Here is a 12481-nt window from a genome sequence, read left to right on the forward strand (position 1 = left end):
ACCTCTTACTCTTCGGCAAGTCTCGGGGTGCAACGATCGCCCTATTTCAGTGCACTTATTCCCTCTTTCAAACTCATTCCCCTTCATGGCCGCCGCCGCCCTGCCCTGGGCCCGAAGAGCTGCTCCAGACCTGGCCAATGCAAGTTGGTACGACACATGCAAACGTTTGCGCACCTGGGAATCCAGGCTATTCGCCGATGATTGCCCAAACCTGATCCCATCCCGCACGAACAAGGATTTTCAATGCATGCCACTTCCAGGCCCACCGCGCGCTCGTACCCACGCAGCGTTTCCCTGCTACTGGGCATCGTTACCGGACTACTCAGCCCTGCCCTGTTGGCCCAACCCGCCACCCCGGACGAATCGGCCCAGGGCGAAGGCCTGAGCAAGGACGTGCAACCGGCCAAACCCGGTGCCTACCTTTCCGACTGGTACAACCAGGACCTGATGCTGATCGGCAGCAAGGACATCAGCTTCGGCCCACGCCCGGCGGACGACGTCTACCTGGAATACGAATACTTCGGACGCAAGGGGCCATTCGAGCTGTATGGCTACATCGACCTGCCGAAGATCCTCAATATCGGCAACAGCCACGACAAGGGTGTCTGGGACCATGGCTCGCCGCTGTTCATGGAACACGAACCGCGTATCTCCATCGACTACCTGGCCGGCCGCAGCCTGGCCATCGGCCCGATCAAGGAGTGGTATGTAGCCTTCGACTGGATCTACGACCACGGCAGCCGCACCGCCAACCGCGCCAACACCCTGTACAGCGGCCTGGGCACCGACATCGACACCCATTCGCGGGTCAACCTGTCAGCCAACTTCTACGGTCGCTACCAGTGGGAAAACTATGGCGCCAGCAATGAATACTCCTGGGACGGCTACCGCGCCCAGCTCAAGTACATCGTGCCCATCGACAAATTCAGCAACGGCGCGTCGCTGACCTACATCGGCTTTACCAACTTCGACTTCGGCTCCGACCTGCACAAGGACAACCCGGCCCGCACGGCCAACGCCACGGTGGCCACCAACGTACTGCTGTATTCCTTCACCCACTTGCGCTTCATGTTAGTGGGGCGCTATTTCCACAACGGTGGCAATTGGGAGGACGGCAGCGTGTTGAATTTCGGTGACGGTGAGTTCCGCGCCCGCTCAAACGGCTGGGGCTACTACGCCGGGGTCGGCTACCAGTTCTAGCGACAGCGGCACATATCGAGCAACAAGCGGCAAGACAACAACAGTTGCAACCTGGATCGATCAGGATCAGCGCCGGTCAACGGCAATCATGGAGGTGTTATGCGCGGCATTCAGAAAGTTTCGTGGATAGTGGGCCTGGGCGCGGTGCTGGCCACCGGGGCCTGGGCCAATGAGGCGCCGATCAAGCCCAAGGTGGTGCTGATCAGCATGTTCGCTCCGGAAGCGCAGAACTGGATCGAGCGCCTGGAACTCAAGCACAAGGTACGGGTACCGGGGCTGGCGGGAGAATATCCGGATATCAGCTGCAGCAACGACCGGCAGGTGTGCCTGCTGACCACCGGCATGGGCCAGACCAACGCCGCGGCCTCGACCCTGGCCCTGGCGATGTCGCCGAAGTTCGACCTGCGCAAGAGTTACTTCCTGATTGCCGGGATTGCCGGCATCAGCCCGCATCAAGGCACCATCGGCACCGCGGCCTGGGCCCATTACCTGGTGGAGTTCGGCACCCAGTGGGAGCTCGACTCCCGTGATGCGCCCAAGGAGTGGCCGACCGGCTACCTGGGGATCAACACCAAGGGCCCCAATGAGAAGCCGCCCCTGGACTACAAGACCGAAGTGTTCGAGCTCAACCCGAAACTCCAGGCCAAGGCGTTTGCCCTGAGCCAGAAGGTGACCTTGAGCGAAAGCAAGGAATCAGCGGCCTGGCGCCTCAAGTACCCCCAGGCTCCGGCCAACCAGCCGCCGGTGGTCACCCGCTGCGACACCCTGGCCGGCAATACCTGGTTCTCCGGTACGCGCTTGAGCGAACGGGCCGAGGTCTGGACCCGCTTGCTCACCGACAACAAGGGCGTTTACTGCACCACCCAGCAGGAAGACAACTCCACCTACGAGGCGCTGCTGCGGGCCAGTCGCGAAGGCCTGGTGGACGTCCAGCGCCTGGCGGTACTGCGCGCCGGCTCGGACTTCGACCGCCCAGCCCCCGGTGCCAGCGAAGTGGACAACCTGCTCAAGTACGCCGACCAGGGCGGTTTCGTGCCGGCGCTGGAAAACCTCTACCGGGCCGGCAACCCACTGGTGCAAGACATCCTCAAGAACTGGTCGAGCTGGGAACACGGCGTCCCGCAGTGATCCCGTGATCGGCCCTACCCCTACCTGTGGCCACAGCCGGACCTCTGAAACTGCGCCGACCCTGCAGGTCGTGCGCAGCCTGCGGCAGCGGCTACACAAGCAAACCCTGTAGCCGCTGCTGAGCCCGCAAAGCTGGGCCAAGGCCCGCAGGGCCTTCAACGCCCCCCGGCGCTGCCCGCCTCAAGGAATCAGGATCACCTTGTCGCCGCCACCCTGGTTGACCTCGGCATAGCGCTCCAGCCCCTGCTCCAGTGGCGATTCCAGCAATCCCTCGGGCAGCGGCAACAAACCTTCATCGAAATAGCGACCGAACTGCTCCAGCATCGCCGCGCATTCCTCGACGCCATACAGCAACGAATTGATCCCCACTACCGAGCCGCCCCTGCGATACAGGGCCAGCGCCGGCAACTGCACATGGCCATCCACCGGCGCGGCGATGATGGCGATCCGGCCGAACGTGGCCAAGGCCGGCACCGCTGCCGGCAGCCAGAAGCCAGTGGTGTCGAAGATCACCTCGGCGCCGCCGGCATAATGCTCGCCCACCTGGGTCGCGAGGCTCTCCGGCTGCGCCAGTTGCAGCGCCGGATAACCCTGGGCCTGCAATGCCTGCACTTGCTCCGGTCGACGCGCCGCCGCCAGCACCTGGGCGCCACGAACCTTGGCCAGGGCCAGGGCCGCAGTGGCCACGGCGCCGCCGCCGATCACCAACAGCCGGGTACCGGCCACCACGCCGCTACGCTCCAGGGCATCCCAGGCGGTGGTATAGGGCACACCGAGGCTCGCGGCCTGGGCAAAGCTCAGGTGCCGGGGCTTGAGCGCCACGCCCCTGGCCGACAACACCACGTACTGGGCATGACTGCCGTCGGCGAAAAAACCCAGGTCCCTGCCGGTGCCCCAGACTTCCTGGCCGATCAAGTCGTCCGGCCCCTGCTCCACCACCCCGGCGAAATCCCGTCCGGGAATCCGTGGCAACGTGGTGTAGGGAAAACGCCCGAGGACGTTCTTCACATCGCTGGGGTTCAGGCCCGCTGCCTTGATCCGTACCAGCACCTGGCCAGGGCCGGGCACCGGGGTCGGGACCTCCACCAGTTGCAAGGATGCGAGGTCGCCGGTGGCGGAAAATTGCAATGCTTTCATCAAAGGCTCCATAGGTCGGGAAAGAGTCGAAAATCAGCGCTCAGGACCACCACTGGCTGAACAGTTGGCGGCCCAGGGGCCACAGTTGTTCGCCACCGAGCATGCCCAGCAGCCCCACCAGGGCGATGGCCGGCGGTGCCGGGGAGCGCACCTGCAAGGCACCGTAGAGCAGCCCGACCAACAGGCCGGCTGCCAGGGACATCAGGTAATTCATGGTTCACTCCCAAAAGGCCGTGGTGCATGGGCTCGGCTACAACCACCGCGTCGTTTCATGCAGCCGCTGCCGCAGGCTGCGCATGGCCCGCAGGGCCACGGTCCTGCGTCCCTGAACGCAGCCTCGCAGGCTCGGTAGCGACTACAGGTATGGAGTGGATTCTAGAGGCAAGGAGACAGTGGCATCGGCCAAGTACTTCAGGCTATCGGCCAAAGCATCGCGGTGTCTCAGGCCGAGGGCTGGCCAGCGACGTACTGCGAGGGGGCGACACCCAGCTCGCGGCGGAACATGTCGCTGAAACTGCTGGGGGAGTAACCCAGCTCCCGGGCGATCCGGCTGACCGGCACGCCCTGGATCAGCTCCGCCGCCGCCGTGGCCAATTGCACCTGGCGCCGCCACTCGGCAAAGCCCAGGCCCAGGCGCTCCTTGAACAGCCGCGCCAGGGTGCGCACGCTGGCCCCGACGGCCTCGGCATGCTGCTCGAAGGAAATCTCCAGGGACGGCGCCGCCATCACCGCCTGGCACAGGCTGCACAGGCGACGGTCGGCGGCATCGGGCAAGACGATCTTCAACTCCGAGCGCCGGGCCCGTTGCAGCTCCAGCAGGGCCAGGCCCACCAGGGCCTCGTAGTAGTCAGGCTGGGGCGGTTCGAGCTCCACCAGGCGCACGATCAACTCCCGCAGCAAGGTATCCACTTGCAGCACCTGGACCCTGGCATCCAGGGTCGCCGCCAGGGACGGGCGCAGGTAGATGTTGCGCATCTGCAGGTCGCTGACCACGCGGATGCCATGGACCACACCCGGCGGCAACCAGACCGCCCGTTGCGGCGGCACCACCAGGGCCTCATGGGGCGTCTCGACCCACATCACCCCGCTCATGGCATACAGCAACTGGCCCCAGTCGTGCTCGTGGGGCTCGACGAACAGCCCGCGCGGGTAGGTGCGCGCCAGGGGTTGTACGGGAATCGCGGTATCCGAAAGGTCGGGAGGTGCGGCTAGGGCCATGGCAAGGTCGTGCTGGATCGGCGGGAGCCCATGGTAACCAGCCGCCCCAGGCGCCGCCAGCATCGCCCGCCCCCCCCCGCATTCGATCCGATACGTCGGGACATGCAGCCCATGCATTGGGATAGCACCTGCGGCACAGCAACCGTTGGTAGCCCGAGCGGGTAATCGGAATGAATTTTTCCGTTCCCACAGAATCACTTCAAGGATCACAGGGAGGAATCAACGCTTTATGAACAACGCAAAGCTCTTCGTCATCGAGTACACCCTCCATGGCAACCCCAAGTCCTTCATCATCCGCCAGGAGAAGATGGACAATGCCGAGGCCTGGCACTGGGCCAGTTGCGACGCCGGAGTCGGCCGCATCGGCCGGTTCGGGCGTGAGCAAGTGAAGAAGACCAGCCGCCCCATGGCGGAAAAGTTCGGTATCGAGAACGTCACCTGGCGTCCTTCGGTCTAGCCGGGCGTACGGAGGGAGCCGCCCGGCCCCCTCCGCGCTTACCTGCGATTCAATCCCAGCCTTGCAGGCGCAGGGTCGCCCGCACCAAGCGCTGCTCCTCGTCTTCGATCTCCTTGAGGCCCTGGGCAATGCCCTGGATATGGGCCTGCGCGGCCTTGCGCGCCTGTTCCGGCAAGCGACCGGTGACCGCGTGGTACAAGCGCGCATGCTGGCGGTCGATCTGGCGCTTGTGCAATGGCCGGTGAAAGAGGTTGTTGACCGAGGCGAACACCGAATTGAGCAACAGGCCATTGAGCGAGCCCAGGGTCTGCACCAGCACCGGATTGTGCGAAGCCTCGCAGATGGCCAGGTGGAAGGCGTGGTCCAGGCGCGCCTGGGCAGCGGGTTCCAGGGCCTGCTCATGGGCCTCCAGCATTGCCTGGTAGCTGCGACCGATAAGCACGAAATCCGCCTCGGTGCCACGCAAGGCCGCCAGCCGCGCCGACTCTCCCTCCAGCAGCGCGCGAACCTCCAGCAGGTCGTAGAGGGTCCGTGGCTGGGAGCTGAACAGGTGCAGCAACGGCGAGCCCGCCGCCGGGGCCGACAGTTGAGCCACCTGCGAGCCACGGCCTTGCACTGTGTCGATGATGCCCCGGGCCCGCAGCAGCTTCAGGCCCTCGCGCAGGGCCGTGCGCGAGACCCCGAGCTTGGCGCTCAGGCGCCGCTCGGAGGGCAACCGCTGGCCGGTCTTGAATACGCCGTCGACGATCAGTCGCTCGATCCGCCCACAGACCACATCGGCCACCTGCAAGCGTGGCCCTGCTGGCTTGTCCTGCATCTCGTCCCCCACTGGTATGACCAGTCATCTAGCGGTTCGCGGCCCGCTCCAGGTTCACTTGCAAGCTGTTGAAGTTACTTGGGTTTACCGAAAACCCGGGACAGCGGCCAACAATAAAGTGGTTCGACCATTGCCGGCGCACATGGACACTAAGGCGCCCCGGGCCAATGATGCAAGGCATGCGTGATGCAGTCGCGACCTGATAACAACGACACAAGGTCATTCGCCAGCCATGACGATTCTCTACGATGAACGCCTCGACGGCGCCCTGCCCGAGGTCGACCGCCAGGCCTTGATCCACGCCCTGCGCAGCCAGCTGCCGGACCTGGAACTGCTGGACCGCCAGGAGCAGCTCAAGCCCTACGAATGCGACGGCCTGAGCGCCTACCGCAGCACCCCGCTGCTGGTGGCCCTGCCCCGGCGCCTGGAGCAAGTGCAGCAGATCCTCAAGATCTGCCACCAGCAACGGGTACCGGTGGTGGCCCGGGGCGCCGGTACCGGCCTGTCCGGCGGCGCCCTGCCCCTGGAAAAGGGCCTGCTGCTGGTGATGGCTCGGTTCAAGGACATCCTCAAGATCGACCCCGCCGCGCGCTGCGCGCACCTGCAACCTGGGGTGCGCAACCTGGCGATCTCCCAGGCCGCGGCGCCCTACGAGCTGTACTACGCCCCCGACCCGTCGTCGCAGATCGCCTGCTCCATCGGTGGCAATGTCGCGGAAAACGCCGGTGGCGTGCACTGCCTGAAATACGGCCTGACCGTGCACAACCTGCTCCAGGTGCGGATGCTCACCGTCGAGGGCCAACCCCTGACCCTGGGCAGCGAGGCCCTGGACTCACCGGGCTTCGACCTGCTGGCGCTGTTCACCGGTTCCGAGGGGCTGCTGGGGGTGATCACCGAAGTCACGGTCAAGCTGCTGCCCAAACCGCAGATCGCCAAGGTGCTGCTGGCGGCCTTCGACTCGGTGGAGAACGCCGGCCAGGCGGTGGCAGCGATCATCGTCGCAGGCATCATCCCCGGCGGCCTGGAGATGATGGACAACCTGGCGATCCGCGCCGCCGAAGACTTCATCCATGCCGGCTACCCGGTGGACGCCCAGGCCATGCTGCTGTGCGAGCTGGATGGGGTCGAGGCCGATGTCCACGACGACTGCGAGCGGGTGCGCCAACTGCTGCAACAGGCCGGCGCCAGCGAAGTGCGCCTGGCCCGGGACGAGGCCGAGCGCGCGCGGTTCTGGGCCGGGCGCAAGAATGCCTTCCCGGCGGTGGGCCGCTTGTCGCCGGACTACTACTGCATGGACGGCACCATTCCCCGGCGCCAACTGCCCGCCGTGCTGCACGGCATTGCCCGGCTGGCCGCCGAGCACCAGCTGCGGGTGGCCAACGTGTTCCATGCCGGCGACGGCAACATGCACCCGTTGATCCTGTTCGATGCCAACCAGAGCGGGGAACTTGAGCGGGCGGAAACCCTGGGCGGCAAGATCCTCGAGCTGTGCGTGGCCGTGGGCGGCACCATCACCGGTGAGCACGGCGTGGGCCGGGAGAAGATCAACCAGATGTGCGTGCAGTTCAGCAGCGACGAGCTGAGCCTGTTCCACGGCATCAAGCGCGCCTTCGACCCCCTGGGCCTGCTCAACCCCGGCAAGAACATCCCGACCCTGCACCGCTGCGCCGAGGCCGGGGCCATGCACATCCACCATGGACAACTGCCCTTTCCCGAACTGGAGCGATTCTGATGGCCGCCCCCACCGATTGCGACGCCAGCGAAGCCCTGCTGGAGCAGGTACGCGACGCCCTGGACAACGCCACCCCACTACGCATCCAGGGCTCCAACAGCAAGGCGTTCCTGGGTCGCGACAGCGCTGGCGAAATCCTCGATACCCGGGTCCATCGCGGCATCGTCAGCTATGACCCCACCGAACTGGTGATCAGTGCCCGGGCCGGGACGCCGCTTAGCGAATTGCAGGCGGTACTGGATGCCGCCGGGCAGATGCTGCCCTGCGAGCCGCCGGCGTTCGGTACCGGTGCCACCCTGGGCGGCATGCTCGCCACTGGCCTGTCCGGGCCTCGTCGGCCCTGGGCCGGGGCGGTGCGTGACTTCGTCCTTGGCACCCGGATCATCAGCGGCCTGGGCCAGCACCTGCGTTTTGGTGGCGAGGTGATGAAAAACGTCGCCGGCTACGACCTGTCGCGGCTGATGGCCGGCAGCTACGGCTGCCTGGCTCTGGTGACCGAAGTCTCGCTGAAGGTGCTGCCCAAGCCCCGCCACTGCCTGAGCCTGAGCCTGGAACTGCCTGCCGGGCAAGCCCTGGCCAGGCTCGCGCAATGGGGCCAGCAGCCGTTGCCCATCAGTGCCGCCTGCCACGATGGCAGCTTCCTGCACCTGCGCCTGGAAGGGGGCGAAGGCTCGGTGGCCGCGGCCCGCGATCGGCTCGGCGGCGAGCCCCTGGACAGCCGCTACTGGAACCGACTCAACGAGCAGCAACTGCCCTTCTTCGACCCCGGCCTGCCGCTCTGGCGCCTGTCGTTGCCGCACAACACCCCGGAGCTTGCGTTGCCCGGCATCCAATTACTGGACTGGGGCGGCGCCCAGCGCTGGCTCAAGTCCGATGCTCCGGCCGAGCGCATCCGCGCCGTGGCCAGCGCCGCCGGCGGTCATGCCAGTTGCTACAGCCATGGCCTGCTGGACAGCCCCTTCCAACCCCTGGAACCGACCCTGCTGCACTATCACCAACGCCTCAAGGCGCAGCTCGATCCCCAGGGTATCTTCAACCCCGGCCGACTCTACGCGGAGCTCTGACCCATGCAGACCACCCTCAGCCCCGAGGCCCGGCAGTTGCCACGGGCCGCCGAAGCCGAACGCATCCTGCGCAGCTGCGTGCATTGCGGGTTCTGCAACGCCACCTGCCCCACCTACCAGGTGCAGGGCGACGAGCTGGACGGGCCGCGCGGCCGCATCTACCTGATCAAGCAGGTACTGGAGGGCGCCGCGGTCACCCATCAGGCGCAGTTGCACCTGGACCGCTGCCTGTCATGTCGCAACTGCGAGACCACCTGCCCATCGGGCGTCGAGTACCACAACCTGCTGGACATCGGCCGGGCAGTGGTGGACGCCGCCCTGCCCCGGCCCGCCGGCCAGCGCCTGCTGCGCCAGGGCTTGCGGGCCCTGGCGGGCAACCCGCAGCTGTTCAAGACACTGGTGCTGGGCGGCAGCCGCTTGCGCCCACTGCTGCCCCAGGCCCTGCAAGACAAACTGCCGCGCCAGGTATCCACCGCCGGCGTGCGCCCGGACAGGGTCCACGCGCGGCGCGTGCTGCTGCTCGAAGGCTGCGTGCAGCCGGGGCTGTCGCCCAACACCAACGCGGCCGCGAGCCGGGTCCTGGATCGCCTGGGCATCAGCGTGCAGCCGGTGGCCGAGGCCGCGTGCTGCGGCGCCGTGGACTACCACCTGGATGCCCAGGAGCGCGGCCGCCAGCGGGCCCGGCACAACATCGATGCCTGGTGGCCGCACCTGCAACAAGGTGCCGAGGCCATCGTCCAGACCGCCAGCGGCTGCGGCGCCTTCGTCAAGGACTACGGGCACCTGCTGGCCGACGACCCGGCCTATGCCGCCAAGGCGCAGCAAGTCAGCGCCCTGGCCCGGGACCTGGTGGAGGTGGTGCGGGCCGAACCTCTGGCAGCGCTGCAAGTACGCAGTGGACAGCGCCTGGCCGTCCATTGCCCCTGCACCCTGCAACATGCCCAGCAACTGGGCGGCGCCGTGGAAAGCCTGCTGCAACGCCTGGGTTTCAACCTGACTTCAGTGCCCGACGGCCACCTGTGCTGCGGCTCGGCCGGCACCTATTCGCTAACCCAGCCCGCCCTGGCCCGGCAACTGCGCGACGACAAGCTGCGGGCCCTGGAAAGCGGCAGCCCGGACGTGATCGCTACGGCCAACATCGGCTGCCAGAGCCACCTGGATGGCGCCGGGCGCACCCCGGTACGCCACTGGATCGAACTGCTGGACGCCGCCCTCAACCCTTGAACCCCCTGGAGCCTGCCATGCACCACAAAGCCGTGTTGTGCCAAGACGACGTCAGCCGCATCCTCGCCGCCGCCCGCACCGAGGCCCACCGCCAGCAGTGGCCGGTGAGCATCGCCGTGGTCGATGATGGCGGCCATCCCCTGGCCCTGGAGCGCCTGGACGGCTGCGCACCGATCAGTGCCTACATCGCCTTAGAGAAAGCCCGCACCGCCGCCCTGGGCCGGCGTGAGTCCAAGGCCTACGAAGACATGGTCAATGCCGGGCGCAGCGCCTTTCTCTCAGCGCCGCTGCTGACCTCCCTGGAAGGCGGCGTGCCGATTCGCGTGGATGGCCAAGTGGTCGGCGCGGTGGGCGTGTCCGGCGTGCGCTCCGGCGAAGATGCCCAGGTGGCGCAAGTGGCCGCCAACTGCCTGGAAGGCTCCTGAGCCCTCAGCTACGGCGCAGGCTGCTGCGGTACATGAACAGCAAGGCCAGGGCCAGGCACAGCATCGCCAGGATACGGTTGCCGGAGAGTGCCATGGCCGGGTTGCCGAACCAGCCGAAATGGTCGATCAACATGCCCATGCCCAACTGCCCGAGGATCACCGCCACCGTCGCCACGGCAGTCCCGACCCGGGGCACCGCGCCAACCATCACCAGCATGTACACCACGCCGAACAGCGCGCCGCTGAGCTGCCATTTGGGCGCCTGCAACAGGCCCATGGCCTGGGGCGGCTGGAAGAACACGATCAGCAGCGAGGTGACCAGGGCACCCACGGCGAAAGTCAGCAGGCTGCTGCGCAGCACCCCCACGCTCTGCCCCAGGCGGCCGTTGATCGCCGCCTGCACACTGAGCACCGCACCTGCGGCCACCACGACCACCAGCAATAGGATCAGGTTCATGTTCAACCTCGGGCAATCAGGATCAGGGCGCCGACGATCAGCACCAGGGCCAGCCAACGCTCGGCGTTGACCGGTTTGCGGGCACTGCCGAACCAGCCGAAGTGGTCGATCAGCACGCTCTTGCCGACCTGGCCGGAAAGAATCGCGATCATGGTCATGGCAATGCCGATATGGGGGGTGGCCAGGGTCAACACCACCACGTAGATCGGCCCCAGCACTCCGCCCAGCAACTGCCAGCGCGGCAGCTGGCTCAAGGCCGGCCCCGGCTGCGGGCCACTGAACAGCAACAGCAAGGCCAGCAACGCCGCGCCGACGCCGAAGATGCTCAGGGTCGCCCACAGGTGGCCGACTTGGGCTCCCAGGGGGCCGAGCAAGCCGGCCTCCACCGACAGGCCCATGCCGGCCAGGATCACCAGCGGCAGCAGGGCCAGGCGTTGCCAGCCGGCAGTGGATACAGCGCTGGCCACTGGCGGTGGCAGCGTTGGGTCAAGGGTTTCGCAAGACATGGGGCACCTGTTCGGTTCATGGAATGGCGAACATTATTGGTTGCCCATGCTTTGCGATAAATGGGAGCATGCCGACAACACCTTTGCATAAAGCGCACAGCAAGGATTCCCCATGCAAGGCTTCAACGACCTGGGTTTCAAGGCCCTGCGGCTGTTCATCGCGGTGCTCGACCAGGGCAGTTTCTCTGCCGTGGCCCGGCGCGAGGGGCTAGCGCCCTCCTCCATTTCGCGGCAGATCCAGCTGATGGAACAGGCCCTGGGCCAACAGTTGCTGTATCGCCATACCCGGGCGGTCAGCCCCACCGAGGCCGGGCGCCTGTTGGGGCACCATGCCCGGCGGGTGCTGGCGCAATGGGAAGAAGCCGAGCAGGCCCTGCAAGAACAGCAGGACGAGCCGACCGGGCTGGTGCGGATCAACGCGCCGGTGGTGTTCGGCCAACGGCATATCTCGCCCTGGCTGGGCGAACTGCACCGGCGCTACCCCAAGCTGCAACTGGATATCCAGCAGACCGACAGCTACATCGACCCGTTGCAGGACGGCACCGACCTGCTGTTTCGCATCGGCGTGCTGGGAGACTCCTCGATGCAGGCCCGGCTACTGGCACCCCAGCGCTACCGGGTCGCCGCCAGCCCGGGCTACCTGGCCCGTCACGGCCACCCCCAGCACCCCGACCAGCTGCACCAGCACCAATGCCTGGCCTACAAGGGCGAAAGCGGCCAGCAACGCTAGTTCTTCCGCCAGGGCCAGGAGTCCTGGACGCCCTACAGCGTCACGGGCCCACTGACCGGCAACCACGCCGACACCCTGACCCAGGCCGCCGAACAAGGCCTGGGGCTGGTGATGTTTCCTTCCTGGCTGATCGGCGAGGCCCTGCACCAGGGCCGGCTGGTGGCGCTGTTCGAGGATTTCGAAGTGGCCACCAGCCTCGAACCGCAACAGATCGCCGCCCTGTGGCCGGGCAGCCGGCGCCTGTCGGTGAAGGTCCGCACGGTGATCGACTTCTTCGTCGAGACATTCGGGCCAATACCGTATTGGGATCGCTAGCGCGATCAGCTTCAAGCTGCAAGCTGCAAGCGGCAAGTTGAAAGACGGACGTGATCAGCCTTTGCTTGGAC

Annotated in this window: 13 protein-coding genes and 1 pseudogene; 8 read left to right on the forward strand and 6 right to left on the reverse strand. The window is 66.4% G+C overall.

The annotated features are described in order from the left end of the window. Positions 1-243: 243 nt before the first annotated feature. Positions 244-1200, forward strand: a complete 957-nt coding sequence (locus tag I9018_RS19930; RefSeq protein ID WP_241107318.1) for a nucleoside-specific channel-forming protein Tsx — start codon at positions 244-246, stop codon at positions 1198-1200. Between the two features lie 99 nt (positions 1201-1299). After that, positions 1300-2328 carry a purine nucleoside permease gene (locus I9018_RS19935; protein WP_241107319.1) on the forward strand — a complete coding sequence of 343 codons (1029 nt, stop codon included), beginning with the start codon at positions 1300-1302 and terminating at the stop codon, positions 2326-2328. Between the two features lie 180 nt (positions 2329-2508). Here the strand turns inward: I9018_RS19935 and I9018_RS19940 are convergent, their stop codons facing one another. The 3 genes from I9018_RS19940 to I9018_RS19950 form a co-directional block, all read right to left on the reverse strand. Then, positions 2509-3465 (reverse strand): zinc-binding alcohol dehydrogenase family protein, encoded by a 957-nt coding sequence (locus I9018_RS19940; RefSeq protein ID WP_241107320.1) that lies wholly within the window; start codon positions 3463-3465, stop codon positions 2509-2511. Positions 3466-3505: 40 nt separating this feature from the next. Beyond that, positions 3506-3679, reverse strand: a complete 174-nt coding sequence (locus I9018_RS19945) for a DUF1427 family protein (RefSeq protein ID WP_083236002.1) — start codon at positions 3677-3679, stop codon at positions 3506-3508. Positions 3680-3906: 227 nt separating this feature from the next. Continuing rightward, complete coding sequence (locus tag I9018_RS19950) at positions 3907-4683, reverse strand: helix-turn-helix transcriptional regulator (protein ID WP_068582246.1); 777 nt, start codon at positions 4681-4683, stop codon at positions 3907-3909. Between the two features lie 229 nt (positions 4684-4912). Here I9018_RS19950 and I9018_RS19955 point away from each other — a divergent pair, with 229 nt between their 5' ends. Further along, on the forward strand, positions 4913-5140 hold the full coding sequence (locus I9018_RS19955; RefSeq protein ID WP_068582221.1) for a DUF6555 family protein: 228 nt from the start codon (positions 4913-4915) through the stop codon (positions 5138-5140). A gap of 49 nt (positions 5141-5189) precedes the next feature. Here I9018_RS19955 and glcC read toward each other — a convergent pair whose 3' ends face one another. Next, on the reverse strand, positions 5190-5957 hold the full coding sequence (gene glcC / locus I9018_RS19960; RefSeq protein ID WP_241107321.1) for a transcriptional regulator GlcC: 768 nt from the start codon (positions 5955-5957) through the stop codon (positions 5190-5192). Between the two features lie 232 nt (positions 5958-6189). Between glcC and glcD the strand changes: the two genes are divergently transcribed. Genes glcD through I9018_RS19980 form a run of 4 tightly spaced genes read left to right on the forward strand, consistent with a single transcriptional unit; the run spans position 6190 to position 10402 of the window. Next, entirely contained in the window at positions 6190-7689 is a 1500-nt protein-coding gene (glcD, locus tag I9018_RS19965) for a glycolate oxidase subunit GlcD (protein ID WP_241107322.1), read from the forward strand. After that, a complete protein-coding gene (gene glcE, locus I9018_RS19970; RefSeq protein ID WP_241107323.1) occupies positions 7689-8753 on the forward strand; it encodes a glycolate oxidase subunit GlcE in 1065 nt (354 codons plus the stop codon). Before glcD ends, glcE begins: the two co-directional genes overlap by 1 nt. A gap of 3 nt (positions 8754-8756) precedes the next feature. Then, positions 8757-9977, forward strand: a complete 1221-nt coding sequence (gene glcF, locus I9018_RS19975; RefSeq protein WP_241107324.1) for a glycolate oxidase subunit GlcF — start codon at positions 8757-8759, stop codon at positions 9975-9977. 17 nt (positions 9978-9994) lie between these two features. Then, positions 9995-10402 carry a heme-binding protein gene (locus I9018_RS19980; RefSeq protein ID WP_124348041.1) on the forward strand — a complete coding sequence of 136 codons (408 nt, stop codon included), beginning with the start codon at positions 9995-9997 and terminating at the stop codon, positions 10400-10402. 4 nt (positions 10403-10406) lie between these two features. On the opposite strand, the gene I9018_RS19985 is transcribed toward I9018_RS19980, so the two are convergent. Next, positions 10407-10859: a DMT family transporter gene (locus I9018_RS19985; RefSeq protein WP_068582482.1), complete on the reverse strand. Its 453-nt coding sequence runs from the start codon at positions 10857-10859 to the stop codon at positions 10407-10409. Positions 10860-10861: 2 nt separating this feature from the next. Beyond that, the gene (locus tag I9018_RS19990) at positions 10862-11365 is read right to left on the reverse strand and encodes a DMT family transporter (protein WP_068582479.1); all 504 of its coding nucleotides are present in this window, start codon (positions 11363-11365) and stop codon (positions 10862-10864) included. A 112-nt stretch (positions 11366-11477) separates the two neighbouring features. Between I9018_RS19990 and I9018_RS19995 the strand changes: the two are divergent. After that, positions 11478-12410, forward strand: a pseudogene (locus I9018_RS19995) (LysR family transcriptional regulator). Positions 12411-12481: the final 71 nt, after the last annotated feature.

Origin of the sequence: Pseudomonas sp. MPFS (assembly GCF_022537035.1) — a bacterium.
Taxonomy (GTDB): domain Bacteria; phylum Pseudomonadota; class Gammaproteobacteria; order Pseudomonadales; family Pseudomonadaceae; genus Aquipseudomonas; species Aquipseudomonas sessilinigenes.